General features: G+C 43.0%; 14 protein-coding genes and 1 pseudogene. 7 read left to right on the top strand and 8 right to left on the bottom strand.

From position 1 onward, the window contains the following. Positions 1–3: 3 nt before the first annotated feature. Positions 4–1,551, top strand: coding sequence for a sulfatase (locus BLT07_RS15790; RefSeq protein ID WP_091872276.1), 1,548 nt, complete (start codon positions 4–6; stop codon positions 1,549–1,551). A gap of 117 nt (positions 1,552–1,668) precedes the next feature. Then, positions 1,669–3,192 carry a GH3 family acyl-acid amido synthetase gene (locus BLT07_RS15785; protein WP_091871297.1) on the top strand — a complete coding sequence of 508 codons (1,524 nt, stop codon included), beginning with the start codon at positions 1,669–1,671 and terminating at the stop codon, positions 3,190–3,192. An 8-nt stretch (positions 3,193–3,200) separates the two neighbouring features. Here BLT07_RS15785 and BLT07_RS15780 read toward each other — a convergent pair whose 3' ends face one another. Beyond that, a complete protein-coding gene (locus BLT07_RS15780) occupies positions 3,201–3,809 on the bottom strand; it encodes a hypothetical protein (RefSeq protein ID WP_175455355.1) in 609 nt (202 codons plus the stop codon). A gap of 236 nt (positions 3,810–4,045) precedes the next feature. Here BLT07_RS15780 and BLT07_RS15775 point away from each other — a divergent pair, with 236 nt between their 5' ends. The 3 genes from BLT07_RS15775 (at position 4,046) to BLT07_RS15765 (ending at position 7,375) form a co-directional block, all read left to right on the top strand. Next, positions 4,046–5,617: a hypothetical protein gene (locus BLT07_RS15775; protein WP_091871294.1), complete on the top strand. Its 1,572-nt coding sequence runs from the start codon at positions 4,046–4,048 to the stop codon at positions 5,615–5,617. Positions 5,618–5,811: 194 nt separating this feature from the next. Further along, entirely contained in the window at positions 5,812–6,225 is a 414-nt protein-coding gene (locus tag BLT07_RS15770) for an arsenate reductase family protein (RefSeq protein ID WP_091871290.1), read from the top strand. Between the two features lie 16 nt (positions 6,226–6,241). Then, entirely contained in the window at positions 6,242–7,375 is a 1,134-nt protein-coding gene (locus BLT07_RS15765; protein WP_091871285.1) for an AsmA family protein, read from the top strand. 69 nt (positions 7,376–7,444) lie between these two features. Here BLT07_RS15765 and BLT07_RS15760 read toward each other — a convergent pair whose 3' ends face one another. The 7 genes from BLT07_RS15760 to BLT07_RS15730 form a co-directional block, all read right to left on the bottom strand. Next, positions 7,445–8,461: a helix-turn-helix domain-containing protein gene (locus BLT07_RS15760; protein ID WP_091871281.1), complete on the bottom strand. Its 1,017-nt coding sequence runs from the start codon at positions 8,459–8,461 to the stop codon at positions 7,445–7,447. Positions 8,462–8,827: 366 nt separating this feature from the next. After that, a complete protein-coding gene (locus tag BLT07_RS15755; protein ID WP_091871277.1) occupies positions 8,828–11,437 on the bottom strand; it encodes an ATP-binding protein in 2,610 nt (869 codons plus the stop codon). Positions 11,438–11,447: 10 nt separating this feature from the next. Further along, positions 11,448–11,879 (bottom strand): response regulator, encoded by a 432-nt coding sequence (locus BLT07_RS15750; protein WP_245726576.1) that lies wholly within the window; start codon positions 11,877–11,879, stop codon positions 11,448–11,450. 21 nt (positions 11,880–11,900) lie between these two features. Further along, positions 11,901–12,470 carry a helix-turn-helix domain-containing protein gene (locus BLT07_RS15745; protein WP_091871268.1) on the bottom strand — a complete coding sequence of 190 codons (570 nt, stop codon included), beginning with the start codon at positions 12,468–12,470 and terminating at the stop codon, positions 11,901–11,903. Positions 12,471–12,624: 154 nt separating this feature from the next. Next, entirely contained in the window at positions 12,625–12,813 is a 189-nt protein-coding gene (locus BLT07_RS15740) for a hypothetical protein (protein ID WP_091871266.1), read from the bottom strand. Positions 12,814–12,856: 43 nt separating this feature from the next. Beyond that, positions 12,857–13,018: a DUF1328 domain-containing protein gene (locus BLT07_RS15735; RefSeq protein WP_091871262.1), complete on the bottom strand. Its 162-nt coding sequence runs from the start codon at positions 13,016–13,018 to the stop codon at positions 12,857–12,859. A 338-nt stretch (positions 13,019–13,356) separates the two neighbouring features. Further along, the gene (locus BLT07_RS15730; protein ID WP_091871258.1) at positions 13,357–13,806 is read right to left on the bottom strand and encodes a ferritin-like domain-containing protein; all 450 of its coding nucleotides are present in this window, start codon (positions 13,804–13,806) and stop codon (positions 13,357–13,359) included. A 279-nt stretch (positions 13,807–14,085) separates the two neighbouring features. Between BLT07_RS15730 and BLT07_RS15725 the strand changes: the two are divergent. Together BLT07_RS15725 and BLT07_RS15720 are read left to right on the top strand one after the other, a co-directional pair. After that, positions 14,086–14,262 (top strand): annotated as a pseudogene (locus BLT07_RS15725) (HVA1 family protein); the annotation flags it as partial. A 232-nt stretch (positions 14,263–14,494) separates the two neighbouring features. Further along, positions 14,495–15,781, top strand: coding sequence for a DUF2254 domain-containing protein (locus BLT07_RS15720; protein ID WP_091871254.1), 1,287 nt, complete (start codon positions 14,495–14,497; stop codon positions 15,779–15,781). Position 15,782 lies beyond the last annotated feature (1 nt).

Below are 15,782 nucleotides of genomic sequence, written 5' to 3'. Positions count from 1 at the left end.
GGAATGAAATCTATAGTATATTACCTGATTGCCGCCGCGTTTATCCTGGCCTCCTGCGAATCCGAAGAATTGCAGGAAAAGCCGCCTAATATCGTCTTATTTCTGGTCGATGATATGGGATGGCAAGATACTTCGGTACCTTTTTGGAAGGAGCGCACCCCGTTCAACGACCGGTACCATACCCCGAATATGGAACGTTTGGCCGTAGCGGGCATGAAATTTACTCAAGCCTATGCCACGCATGTCTGCTCGCCATCGCGGGTCAGCTTGATGACCGGTATGAACGCAGCCCGGCATCGGGTCACCAACTGGACCTTGAAAAAAGACAGCCTACAGCCCATGGAAAAAGATCACGACTCGCTCGAGTTCCCCATGTGGAACGTGAACGGAATGAGTCCCTTTGCCGGTGATTCCCTTGCGGTGCATGCCATGCCATTGCCCCAAGCACTCCACGATGTGGGCTACTATACCGTACATTCTGGCAAGGCCCACTTGGGGGCTATCGGAACGCCCGGTGCCGACCCTTTGAACCTTGGTTTCGACGTCAACATCGCTGGGCATGCCGCCGGTGCCCCCGCCAGCTATCTGGGCACCGAAAATTTCGGAAACGGTGAAGGACAAAACGAATTTGCGGCCGTTCCAGGATTGGAAAAATACTATGGAAGGGATATTTTTTTGACAGAGGCGATTACCGAGGAAGCCTTGCGCGCTTTGGATTCCGTCGTGACCATCGCACAACCCTTTTTTCTGTATATGTCACACTATGCTGTGCATACGCCTATCATGGCCGACGAGCGCTTCGTGCAGAAATACTATGAAAAAGGTTTGGATTCCATCGAAGCCCGATACGCTTCGCTGGTGGAGGGGATGGACAAAAGCCTTGGCGATATCATGGATTATATGGAGCAAAAGAATATTGCCGACAACACCATTATCCTGTTTATGTCCGATAATGGCGGCTTGAGCGCACACGGAAGGGGCGGAGCCCTTAATACCCACAACAAGCCTTTGGCCAGTGGGAAGGGCTCGATGTACGAGGGCGGCATCCGGGAGCCGATGCTGGTGAAATGGCCGGACAAAACGGAACCGGGGTCAGTATCAAAATATCAGGTGATTATAGAGGATTTTTATCCCACCATTCTCAAAATGGCCGGTATCGATAGTTTGCAGACCCTCCAAAAGGTCGATGGACAAAGTTTTACAGCCGCCTTGACCGGTGAAAAGGAATATGCCGGCGTTCGCCCTCTGTTTTGGCATTATCCCAACGAGTGGGGCGTCGAAGGTCCGGGGATCGGAGCGGCCAGCGCAGTGCGAAAAGGCGATTGGAAATTTATCTATTTTCATGCCAGTCGTAAAATGGAACTTTATAACCTTGCAGCCGATATCGGGGAGACGACCAATTTATTTGAAGAGGACTCCGAAAAGGCAAAGGAACTGGCCGAAGTACTATCCAAACATCTTAAGGCGGTCGGTGCGCAGATGCCGATCGATAAGGCGACCGGTGAGAAGGTAGAGTATCCTATTGAGCTTTGGGAAGATGACGCAGAATGAGGCTTGTGAAGGTTAGAAAAAACGCAATCTATATCTTCCGACTTGAATCAATCTCTATCCCAATACAGCGCAAATCCCTTTTACAATATACCTAGTTTTACCAAAAATTCTACAACCATGCCCATAATAGGAAATATCATCAAAGGTTTTATCGAGGTTCGTGACAAGCTGGCCGACGATAAAAACCATGTAGAGGAACAACGGGAGGTCCTCATGCGATTATTGAAAACGGCCAAGAAAACCGCTTTTGGTAAACACTATAAATTCGACGAAATTCTGGAATCCGAACAGCTCCCGAAGACCTTTGCCGATGCGATTCCCTACTACGATTATAATAAGATCGATAAGGAGTGGTGGCAAAAGCTGCACGATGGTGAAGAAAATGTTACTTGGCCGGGCGTACCGGATTATTTTGCGCTGAGTTCGGGTACTACGGGAACGACCAGTAAGCGTATTCCGGTAACCGATGAAATGATCTCTTCCATTCGCAATGCGGGTATTCAACAGGTATATGCATTGAGCAATTTCGATTTACCCCCCGACTTTTTTGAAAAGGGCATTTTGATGCTGGGCAGTTCTACCGACCTAGAGGAGGTTGAAGGCCATAAAGAAGGCGAAATTAGCGGTATCAGTGCCAGCAATATTCCCACATGGTTTAGGGGATATTACAAACCGGGCCAAGATATATCGGCCATGGAAGATTGGGACGAAAAGGTACAGAAAATAGCAGAAGAAGCTCCAAATTGGGATATTGGCGGCCTGAGCGGTATTCCTTCATGGATGGAGCTGATGCTGCAAAAGGTCATCGAGTATAATGGCGTGGCGAACATCCACGAGATTTGGCCCAATCTACAAGTGTATACTTCTGGCGGTGTTGCTTTCGGACCCTATGAAAAGAGTTTCAATGCTTTATTGGGCAAGCCGATTACTATAATCGACACCTATTTGGCCTCCGAAGGTTTTATCGCTTTTCAGTCCCGGCCCGATACCGATGCCATGGGGCTGGTGACCGATGGCGGTATCTATTTTGAGTTCGTGCCCTTCGATCCTGAATATATCGAACAAGATGGTTCTTTGTCCGAAGACGCTCCTTCATTGACGCTTTCCGAGGTGGAAATGGATCAAGATTACATTTTGATCATCAGCACCGTATCAGGGGCGTGGCGCTATCTAATCGGTGACACTATTGCGTTTACCGATATCGAAAGGGCGGAAATAAAAATCACCGGCCGCACCAAGTTTTTCTTGAACACGGTAGGTTCGCAATTGTCCGTAAATAAGTTGAACGATGCGGTACAACATTTGGAGGAGGAGTTTTCTATAAAAATTCCCGAATACACGTTATGCGCCAAACGGATTGACGGCGAATTCTACCATTGTTGGTACATGGGTACCGAAGATAAAGCGGAGGACGCTAAACTTGCCGATGGCTTAGACGAATACTTAAAAAGTGCCAATAAAAATTATAAGGTCGCACGAACAAAGGCGTTGAAAGGGGTTAAGGTCACCACGGTCGACCCAGAAGTTTTCAGCGATTGGAACGGTCGGAATAAAAAGAAAGGCGGCCAAGTGAAAATGGAACGCGTGATGGGGGAGGAGAAATTTAAAGAATGGGAGGCCTTCGTTGAAGAGGGGGTTTAAACCTTACCCTACTCCGAGGATTCCGTAGACCTCTCCCGCTTATCTACCATTACCATGATTTCTTCCGGAGATAGGTAAAACTTGCGTATACGGGCTTTGTATTTTTCCTGAATTTCGGCATTGTCTAGAATGAAATTTTTGGTATCCACGATATAAGATCCCATACCATGGGAAACAGCGTAAGTATCTGCCGCACGTTCGGCTTCTTTTAGATACGAACCGGAGAAAGTGTATTTGGCACCAAACCAAATGAGGTTAAGGCTGCTTCGGTCCTGATAGTCCATGATATGGCCCAACTCGTGGCCCAGCCATCCGATCATGATATTTTTGGGTACATCCTTGGTTAAATATTCCTTACCTGAAATCTTTATTTTTTCACTGATCAACACGACATATTCGCGTTTTTTCCGGGTTTTAAAAAGACTCCAAAATAAGGGTTGCGCCTGCATGGTCGATTTTTTGATTTTCTTTTTAAATTTAAAGGTTATCGGGGTATTCTCTAGATCCGGATAATGGGAGAGTGCGATACGCGCCTCTTCTTGAATGGAATCGGGCACGATGTGTTGGGCGTTCAATGCTATTTGGGCCATGAGTAAAAGTAATGTTATACGATACATCTAGGAAATTTGGTTGATTTAATGTTTTGGGAATAATGCAAGAACGAAACCATATGTACCTTAAAAACTATTAAAACCGGAATATAATTAAAATAGTGTAAGTCGAAAGGCTATTTTTTCTTTTCAATCAAACATTGTTGGAAAAACGTTACATCTTTTCCGGAATGCAAGCGTCACATCATTACCTTTATAATCGCTATTAAAATTAACGGCATTTTTTATAAAACCGTATACTTATGTCCAAAAAGCTGACCAAAAGCCCCATTATATTATTTATCTCAGTTCTTTTGGTCGTAATCGTGGTCGGCATAGCAATCGCCCAATTGATGGCCAAGAGTGCGATTTCCGATTTTTTGGTACGGAAACTACCTCCGCAAATACAATTGGAATATAAGAATATGAATGTGAACATACTGACCGGCACGATAGGAATAAAAGATATTTCACTTGATTTTTACGATTCAGATTCGATGTTACTGAATACCTCGGTACGGATGGATGCCATTTCATTAGAAGGTTTGGGCTATTGGGATTTCTTGCTCTTTAATAAAATCAATGCCAGGCAATTACTATTGGAACATCCTCAAGTACGATATTATCCGTATCGGCTGTTGACTGAAAAAAATGCGGAACCGGAAGGTGTGGTAAAGCTGCGGAGGGCCATTGCGATAGGGAAATTATCCGTGGAAGAGGGTCGATTGGATTTGCTTCAACAAGATAAGGATAGTATCGCACTGTCGATAAAAAATGTTAATTTTTTCGTGGCGAATGCCCGAACAGGATCCGAACTGATTACTAAAAAAATACCGGTAGAATACGGCAACTATGAGCTGACTGCCGATTCTCTCTATGTTAACCTAGGCTCCTATGAAAAACTTGATGTAACCACCCTCCTTTGGAACCAGGACCAAGCAAAAGTTACAGGTTTGCAACTTCATTCCAAATACGATAAAGAGGAACTCTCCCAACATTTGACCACGGAGCGTGATCATATCAATCTGAAAATTCCCGAAATGGATTTGGATTCTATCCGGTTTGGTTTTGAAAAAGACACTTTTTTTATAAGAACGGCTACGGGTACTATTAGAAAACCAAATCTGGAGATGTATCGTGACAAATTGATTGCCGACGATAATACGACAAAAAAATTGTACAGTCGCATGATGCGGGAACTGCCCATCCACATCGACGTTCCGAAATTTGAAATTTTAGACGGAAAAATACGGTATAGTGAGCGGGTGGCGGATGTTACAGATCCCGGTAAACTGTCGTTCGATAAAGTGAACGCCACCCTCTCGAACATTTCGAATATCTATCCTTCTGGCGGAAAGACTTCAATAAAGGCCAAAACTCAATTTATGGGAGATGCAGATATGACGTTGGATTGGTCTTTCGATGTTAATCGCACCAACGATGCGTTTTTGGCGGCGGGAACGGTCACCAATTTCAATACCACCAGTATCAATCCTTTTCTAGTATCGAATCTGAGGGCCAAGGCGAGTGGTACAATCGACCAGTTGTATTTTACCGTCAGTGGGAATGCGGTTTCCTCGGCTGGGGATATGAGAATGAAATATGATGATTTTAGGTTTCAAGTACTTAAAAAGGATAGATCGGAAATCAACAAGTTTCTCACCGTCGTAGGCAATCTGTTTGTAAATAGTGGTTCGAATACCAATGCCGAAGGTTTTCGCTATGGCAGTATTGATGCCGAACGTGACCCCACCAAGTCCTTTTTCAATTATCTTTGGCTCAACGTCCGAGATGGAACGATTAGCGTACTGACGGGCGATGGGGAGAAAGAGTAGCGATAGATGATGGAGAACGATCTCCTAAAGCCAGCTGGTCGGTTCGGAATGCGACAAATGAGGTAAAACTAATAACTTTTGGGTTCGGAGCCGTGAAAGAGGATTCTTAAATTAGCTTGCTTATTAATTCATTGTCCAAAAAGGGCGATTTATGAATCAGTAATCAATAATAGTAATCAATAATTCATACTACAATGGGCGTAATAGCAAAAGACGGAAATCAAATAACATTGTATTACAATTCAGAAACCTCTTTGGGCAAACAAACCTATCCGTATGTAAAATCTGCAGAAAAGGATATTTTGGCCGTTGATATTTCAAAAACCACAGTGACCGGTACCCAATGGGCCGAATTGGCGGACAATCTTAAAATTCCTATCAAGGATTTGGTCGATCAAGACCACCCTAATTTTGTCGAAGTCTATGGAAAAGATAAAGTCGATCTTGACGAGAACGACTGGTTTCGGGTTTTAGAGAAAACGCCTTCAGTACTGACCTGTGCCATTGTGGTAGATGGCAAAAAGACGATTCCTATAAAATCGCCTTCCGATTTTGTAAAGTATATTGAAGACGATAGCGCAGGTCTTGAAGAAACTCCGAAGCTCTAAACGTACGCAATACCTAATGGAAACTGCCAAAAGAAATCGCTACAGGAAGAAGCGATACACCGTACCTATTCTCATTATCGCAGTCTTAGTGGTTTTTCGGCTCTGTTTGCCGTACATCGTTAAAAATTACGTGAACCGTGTTTTGGCCGATATCCCCGGCTATTACGGTCAGGTGAAGGATATCGATATTTCCCTGATTCGAGGAGCCTACGTTATAGATAGCCTCTACCTCAATACCGTCGACGGCAATTCGGAAGTGCCCTTTCTCAATCTGGGCGTCACCGATATTTCGGTGGAATGGAAATCCCTTTTGAAGGGAAAAATTGTTAGCGAGATAGAAATAGCACGGCCGCAATTCATCTACGTTTTCGAAGACCAGCAAACGGACAGCCTCGCCGAGGCCCACGTTAATGATTGGACAAAGGCCTTGACCGATATCGTGCCCATCGATATCAATAATTTAAAGATTAACGACGGTAAGGCGGCTTTTGTTCAGCTGACCGCGGACCCCAGTATTGATTTGTACCTGAACCATATCAATCTAACCGCTACTAATTTGAGAAACGTAATCCGTAACGGCCGTGAACTCCCATCGATTATCCATGCGACCGCAAACTCTATAGGTAATGGCCAAGTCAACCTAGATGGAAAAATGGATCTCGTCAAAGAAATTCCGGATATGGATATTTCCTTTTCCTTGGAAAATGCTTCGGTTACCGCCCTTAACGATTTCACGAACTATTACGCCGGCATCGATTTTGCCGAGGGTAACTTTAACCTGTATAGCGAAATTGCCATAGCCGATGGTTTTTTGACCGGTTATATAAAACCTTTGCTGAAAGATTCAAAGCTCCTTGAAAAGGAGGATACTTTTTTTGAGAAATTATGGGAAGGTTTTGTAGGCTTCTTTAAGTTTGTGCTCAAGAATCAAGGTAACAATACCTTGGCCACCAAAGTGCCTATCGAAGGTGATCTAAATGCCGTTAAATCGAAAGTTTGGCCGACGGTTTTTAATATCTTCAAAAATGCATGGATCAGTGCTTATAAAGGTACCGTTGATGATGAGGTTACTTTCGAAGACGCCGCGAACCAAGGAAAGTCCGATAAGGAAAAGCCCAATCGGAAAAAATTTGGCGAAAAGAGAAATTAATACTGCCAATATTAAAAGCCGATACACAAGAGTATCGGCTTTTTCAGTTAAAATAGCTAGGCTCAAGGATTACGCCACTTGCGGCTCGGCCTTTTTGTTGTCTTGGTACATTTTGGGGCTCACTTTGTAGCGTCGCTTAAATATTTTCGAGAAATAACTTCTGCTGGATAAGCCCACGGTATAGACGATTTCAGAGATATTCATATCCGTTGTCGAGATCAATCGTTCTGCCGTGTTCAATCGCTCATTGCGGATAAAATCGGAGACCGTTGTGCCGTGCAACAATTTGAAACCTTCTTGTAGCTTACTGGCCGAGATACCGCAGTCTACGCAAATCGATTTTATAGAATATTGTACTTCGGGATGCTTTTCGATATCACGGGAAATGGTCTTGATACTGTTCAATTCGTATTTGGTCAGCGATCCAGTGGGATTTTGCTCATCTTCGATATCAGATTGAAGATGCTGTATTTCCATGGCAAGGGTCAGGTTCAATATGCCTTCGACCAATAATTTTTTGACGATCCCCTTTTGGTTGATTTTTCCGATTTGGGCCAGTTGCTCCCCAATTCTCAGGTTATAGGTGCCGAAGTAGTTCAACGGCTCTTCTTGGCCTTTTGAAAATAAGGAGTACATCTGCTGCCTAAGAGTTTCCGTATCTTGGATGGCCGTATCGTCGATAACCCTTATGACACAGAGTTTGACTTGCTGTTGGCCAGGAAAAACAATTTCATTGGCATCGCCGGCACCGCCCAAAATTGCGGTCTGAAATTCGTCGAGCATAGTTAAACTCGTCGAACCTCCGAAACTCTGTTGGATAGTTCCTTCGAGGCAGTACATAAAATATATCGGTTTCGAGGGGCTCGGGTCGGTTACTATCTTGAAAGCTTCGTTGAACAAAACGTTGTACTGCATGAACGAAAGTCCGCCTTCGAGATGAATGCCGGTTATGGTGCCGGTACCTAATTCGTTATCAAATTCCAATACTCTTTCGCTATCGTAACTGGAAACGGATCCGCCTAGAAAGACGTTGGTCGTGTTAATGTTCTTATCAATGGAATTACAGGTCAGTCGTAAGGTTTTCATTTTCGTATTTCTTTTTAAGGTTTAGATGTCGTTTTCTGGTGCACTTATCGTAGCACTTTCTTTTTATGTCGACCGTTAGGGCATCTGATTTTGACGCCCCATCTGATATTGCCAAGCCCATAAAGGGGTATGCTGCTGCAAAAGTCGGGTTTAAGGGAAGTATTACCGTTATACAATCTCTGAAATACGTTATATAATTTTTCAAAACCGGTATAAGATACCGAATACGTACAAGATTAACAAGAGGAACTGCCTTTACGGTGGTAAATGTATGTTAATGGAAAATCCATACAATGACGTGAGGGTTGTCCATCGGGCGAGTAATTTTATGCTTCGAAAATCATGGGGTACGGAGTCCGGGATTTATCATTTCGTGTACGGAAAATAAACCAGTATTTGCGTTCCTTTTCCTGGTTCGCTTTGGGCTATAATACGGCCTTCATGGCTCTCCACTATTTTTTTACAGATGGCCAGTCCTAGCCCGGTACCTTCGTACGCGTTTTTTTTGTGTAGGCGTTGAAAGAGCCTGAATATATTTTCACTTTGGTCCGGCTCGAAGCCAACACCTTTGTCCGAAACGGTCAATAAAATATATTTTGATGGGGACAAATTTAGGCTTTCGTCGATTTTATGGGACGGCAAAATTTCAGATGTGACTGTTATATCGGGGGCTTCATCATGCTTTTTGTATTTCAGGGCGTTAGATATCAGATTGTTGAACAATTGCTCTAACTGAAACTCGGTACCATTTATGGATGGCAGCTCTGGGATGCTAATTTTGGCGTTGGTCTCTTCAATCTTTTCGCTGAGATCGTCAAGTACCTTCTCGAAAATCCGGTTAAGATTGATAGTATGAATTGAATCCACTTCATCGGCTAACCGTGCGTACGATAAAAGGTTGCGGATCAAGAGTTGCATCCGGTTGGCAGATCCCTCTATTTTCTCTAGATAGTTATGGCCTCTTTTAGAGAGATTATCTTTGTCGGTATCTGAAAACCGGCTGATGAACATTTGTATTTTCCGAAGGGGCTCCTGCAGATCGTGACTCACGACCCGATTGAACGATTCTAGCTCCGCATTCGTACGTTCGAGCTCCCGGTTATGTTTTTGTAGGGTGAGTTCGTTGGAAACCTCTTTGGTAATATCGAGCAGAATGCCCACCATAAAACATTCGCCGTTTTTCTCAAAAAAGTGCCCTTCCATCATCACATCCTTTAGGTCTCCCTCAAGGGTTTTTATTCGGTAGACGTTGCGAATATTTTTTTTCTCCTGTAAGGCAAGGTCAATATTTCTCTTGAAGAGATCTCTATCGTCAGTATGTACGATTGAGGTCAGCAAGGCTAATGAAAATGTGTTTTCTGTCTGTTCGATACCCAAAAGGCGATAACAGTTGTCGCTACAGGTCATGGCATCGCTATCAAGATTATAGCTATAGCTGCCTAGACCGGCTACCGTCTCGGCATCGTTGAGTATGGTGTTCTGAACGGCCAGACGCTCAGTAGCTTCTTCAAGCTCTTTTTCGGCCGTTTTACGCAAGCTGATATTTTGCGATACGATGGTAATGCCGTCGCCGAGCTTTAAAACTTCATTACAGAAATAAAAATGGCCCTCTTGCAAATTGTATTCCTTTTCATATTCAACAAACTCTCCGGTGGCGATCACTTTGAGAAATATTTCAAACTCTCCGTTTTCGAAAAGATGCGGATATTCTTCGGAAATCAATTTGCCCTCAATTTCCTTCGCATTACGACCTGTCAATTCCACTATCTTATCATTGGTATAAGCAATCTTGAAATCAACGATATTCCCTTCTCGGTTGCGCACGGCTTCAAAGGAACTGATTACATATTGGATGGATCCCAGCATATTCTGCAAAAACAATCCGGTACGCTCGAGTTCAAGATTTTGGGTTTCAAGTGTATCGTTAAATGCTTTCAAATCGGTTTCGGCTCTTTTGTTGGCCGTGATATCAATTGAAGTTGCAGTGATGCCATCTTCCATGGGGGCAAAGGTCGAAAGAAACCATTTCTCGTTGCCGTCGATTTGGTAATTGATTTCACGGGTCTTGGTCTTGCCTATTCGAAGCACTTCGATCAATAGTTGAATGAGTCCTTTTCTTAGGGCAAAGGGATATACTTCGGATACGGTTTTGTCCAACATATCTGTTGTCTGTCGCCCCGTTATTTCTTTCGCCTGCCCATTGACATAGGTTATTTTAAAATCCGTAATCTCTCCTTGATCATTACGTAAGGGAACGAGGTAATTGACAATGTTATCGGTATTGTCGAGAATGTTTTGAAGAAAGCCGCGGGTAACCCCCATTTTTTTCCGGTCGGAATTGATTTTGGAGAATGCGAACATCAGCACTCCAAGGGCGAAGAGTGCCAGATACAGAATGTTGATGGGGGTAAAATTCATATCGGATTCGTAGGCCGTCCTGCGCTTTGCCAAAAGGTCACGTTCGGTGGCGACCATTAGGGACTGCAGGGTTTCAAGACTATCGAGATGGGTCTCGATAGCCCGTACCTTGTCGGTAAGGGCAACCGATTTTGTAATTTTGTCGGCGATTTCGGGATCTAGCGATTTCAGTTCCTTAAAAAGTCTATCCCCGAAATCGGTTACACGATCTAACGATCGTTGTTGCTCGGGATTGTCGGCGGTTAAAGTCTTCAACCGTTTGAAAGAGAATTTGCTTTTGTCGTTAAAACCAATAATGGATGACAGGTAAGTACTATCGCGAGATATCAAATATTTAATACCAGCGGACTGCGAACCCGAGTAGTTCCCGAACAGCACGTTGATTTCGTTGATAATCTCTTGGGTATGCGTGACCATTTCGGTCGATTGGCGCAGGGCGCGATTCTGTTGGAAAGAGGCGTTCGAAATTAAGAAAAGTACGATGATGGCCAATACCAAAAGCAGTACATAGGGTAGAACTCCCGTTTTCTTTTTATCTAGGTTATCGAACAACCTCATGGTTCACGAATTAAATACGGAAAAGAAAATTGGCTTTGTCCATCGCATTTTCGCGATATTGCCAATTGCGCTTGACCACCTGACCGATGGTTTTTTTTAGCTCTTCGAACCTGTTGGGTTTGTTGATGTAGATATTGGCACCATTCACAAAAGTTTCTTCGATATCCCTTTCAGACGACGAGGTGGAATAAATGGCCACCACCAAGTCTTTAAGTTCGGGGTTTTTGCGTATTTGCCGAAGGCATTGAAAACCGTCCATGACGGGCATGTTCAAATCCAAAAAAATCAATTGTGGATGTTCTACATCTGGCTCCGACAGATAATCCAGCAACTCTTGACCATTATGGAATTCTGCAAGTTCGGTCGATATTTCAATTTCTTGTAACGCGTCGGCAAAGAACATTCTATCGTCTTCATCATCGTCAACAAGAACAATTTTCATTGGGGATGTACTCATTATAAGTTACTCTGTATGGTTTGGGCTGTCAGGTGTCTTTCTTTTTTCGATAATACGCAAAAAAGTGGTGGGTGTGAGCCCCGTTGTTTTTTTAAACTGTCTTGATAAATGGGCCACACTACTGTAATCTAGTTTGTGGGCGATTTCGGTCAAGCTAATTCCACCAAGCAGCATTAAATTTTTAGCGTGTTCTATCCTGCGCAAGATAACAAAATTCTCGATGGAAGTGTAGGTTTCCTCAGAAAAACGGTTGGCTAGGGAAGAATACGAATAGCCCAACTTTTCCGATAGATAAGCCGATACTTTTTCCGTTCGCACTGCGGGGGAATCCAACAACTCCTCTATGGCGTATTTAATACCTTCTACCATATTCTCGGATTCCTTTTCGATCAGGGAAATCCCATAGGGTTTTAAGGCCTCATCAATCTGCAACCTGTTTTCATCGGTAAGTTTGCCGTGAACCCTCAGTGCGCCTTGGGCGTTCATGCTAAACGAAATCCCAAGCACAGTCAGCCGTTCGGTAATTACCGTTCGGCATATTTCTATAGGATTATATTGGATACGAAAATAGCCCATACGCCGGTCAAAGAGGTTGAAAGGGTGTTCTGGTCGATAAATATAGGGCTTTTTCCAATTAATTTTTCAAAGGGAAATCTTCATATCTTTAATAAAAAAAGGACGATTTCCGAAGAAAACGTCCTTTTAAAATAGGTACTAAAGCGACGACTGCTTAATTGTCATCAACGGCATCTTCGATTTCATCCCCAACATCATCTGCTGCGTCTTCGATATCGTCGCCCGCTTTATCCAACGAATCCTCTACTTTTTCGCTTGTAGTCTTTTCCCTGCAACTATTCAAGGTGCTTGCGGAAAATGATACGGCAAAAAGCATTAAAATTAGATATACTGACTTTTTCATACTAGTGTGATTAAAAAGGTTAAACTTTATTTTTAATTATATTTTAAATCTTTTTTCTTCCTGTAAACAGAGTGATTACAAACAATACCAAGAAGATAAAAAAGAGAATCTTGGCTATGCCTGCCGCACCTTCCGAGATACCGCCAAATCCGAAAATGCCGGCTACTATGGCTAAAATTACAAAAATTACTGTCCAACGTAACATAATATTATGGTTTAGGTTAATATTTACTTAAAACACCATTAAAGCGTTCTAATTTCTTTAAGTGTAAAGGTGTACAATGCAAGTTATTGCATTTGACCCTATCCATTTTAAAATTGATGCATCCACAAGCCATGTTTTGTAGGTCTTATCGTTACGATTTGTAAATGAAATATAGCTAGGATAAAGCGATGTTTGGGCAAGATGTTTCCATTTCAGCGGCGCGGTGATTGAGCCCTCTCTTATTACTAAAGGGTGGGATTTCGTTCCAATACCAATACAGTTCGACACAAAAAAAAGGATGTAAAATACATCCTTTTTTAGTTACAAAATAAAAACCGTTACGCAATATCTTCTAAACTTTTAATATTCATAAGGCCGGTGTCGATTTTATTCCGCTGTTGTTGCAGCAAAGCTTGGGTACTGCTCGGTAAACTCGCTTCCGTCAACACCTCATCATAGGCATCAATCGCCTTTTTTTCACCTTTGATGGCCTCTTCCAGCATCGCTTCCTCGTTATCCGAAGAAAAAAGACTTTTAAGATCCATCCAGGAGCGATGCGCTTTTCCTGTTAAACTATCGCCTTTGTCCACTTTTTGCCCAAATTGTTTGATTTCTGATTTTAGGGCGTGTCCAAAATCATAACGTTCTTGTGCTTTGCCTTTGAAGTAACGTTTTAATTGTCCGGAATCAACGTTCTCTGCTGCTTTTTTAAAACCTCTTTCGGCGTCATACGTGTTTTCCAATAGATTATTCAACTTCTCTCCAACTTGTTCGGTATAAGTACTCATATTTTAAAATTTTTATTAGTGGAACAGTTTGTCTAAGGGATGTGTTCCAAAAGCATCCTTTCAAAAATTCAAAATAAATGTACCGTAATCTATCGGCTATGATGGATGCTAAACCCTTTAAAATTGACTTTGTCGCCATGGCGTTCGAATGCGTTATTATTCGATGCAATACAGTACGGAACGTATTGTGATTCATGGGAAATTTCCCAATATCAAAAACAATCACGTAAAAGTAACCGAATGATACGAAAAGGAACGCGCGTATAATGGGAATGGGGCAAAGGAACCACAGACGGCGAGGTTATGGAAACCTATACCACGAAAACGACAAAAAACATCAGGGGAGCCACCGTAACCCGAAATGGAACGGTGAGGAATCGGGCGCTATTTATCAAACAAGATGACGGAGAACATATACTGAAATGTGAAATTGAGGTGAAACGAGCCGATACGTAGGATGGTAAATAAAAATGGCCTCGATACAAGTGCATCAAAGCCATTTTCTAACAACCAACCAAACTATTGTAAAAGCGCGGCAACTATTGCACCACTTAATTTTTTATATACGAATAAACTGACATAGTGTATTTTTACACTACAAAAATAACTTTACCGATACCTAGTATGTTGCTGTATCGCTATTTAGTTTGACTGTAAAATTATTTTACCCAAATTTATATTGCCTCCTATGAAAGCCATCATCAAATTTTTTAAGCGTACCTATCACAACGTTTTACATAGCATTGCCTTCTATCCGGTGCTGATCAGCCTGATATACGGTGTTGCCGCTGTCATCTCTTTAAAGGTCGATAGTTCAGAGCTTGTAGCTCAGTTGAAGAAAGACACATCCTATCTATTTATACAGGACTATGACACCGTGCGGGCCATGCTATCTACGTTTATTGGGGGCATCATTTCGTTAACGGTATTTAGTTTTTCAATGGTGATGGTGGTATTGGGCCAAGCTTCGAGCGACTTTTCGCCCAGGCTGTTGCCCAGTCTGATTTCTAACAAAAAGCACCAGATTATCTTGGGCATTTATGTGGGTACATTGCTGTACTGTACGCTAATTTTGCTCTCGCTGGGCGCCTATGGCAGCGACTCCAGTGCCGTAGGTCTTTCGGCTATGTTAGCGGCTTTAATGTCGGTACTCTGTATCGTGTTGTTCATTTATTTCATCAACAGCATCTCGAGCGCCATTCAGATACACAATATTATTGACGAGATCTATCAAAGCTGCAGTACATATCTGGAGGATGAGTTGAAAGAGAACGATCCTACAAAAATTGCATTGCAATATATCGATACGGACGGATGGAAAACGATTGTTGCCGACAAAACAGGATATTTTAGGGGCTTTGATCGCATGCTCATGTCAAGGTCGACAAAGGAGGATGACAACCAGATCGAAATCGTTCCCTATCTGAACCAGCACATGTGGAAAGGGGATGTCGCCCTGAGGGTTAAAAACGATATTTCGGAAGAGGCCCATCAAAACCTTTTGTTCTGTATGGATATTTCTTCGGATAGGCATGAAGACGACAAGGGCATAGGAGGCATGATCAAGTTGATGGAAATTGCCGTGAAGGCCATGTCTCCCGGCATAAACGATCCCGGTACCGCCATTGGTGCCGTTACCAAATTGGGAAGCCTGCTCGCTACATTCTTAAGTTTCCCGCATATGGTCTCGACATCTTTCGATAAGGGGCAAATGGTTTTGATCCGTAAAAATATACCGACCGAAGAGCTGATGCGAATACTTGTGCAGCCCATACGGCTCTATTCCAAACAGGATAGTGCCGTAATGTACGAACTGATAAAGGCCCTGCAGTTTATGTGCCGCGCCCCCGGAATTTCGAACGATAACCGTACAGTGGTGGGTAAAGAACTAGGGGCGTTGCGCAGCGATATTGAAAAAAATATCGAGAACGATTTCGATAGGGAACAGATCATCGCTCTTTTCGAGGAAAAGTAGT

The organism is Pricia antarctica (assembly GCF_900101815.1).
In the GTDB taxonomy this organism is placed as follows: domain Bacteria; phylum Bacteroidota; class Bacteroidia; order Flavobacteriales; family Flavobacteriaceae; genus Pricia; species Pricia antarctica.
Note: the sequence above shows the minus strand (reverse complement) of the source record. Positions and strands in the feature narration are given on the sequence as shown.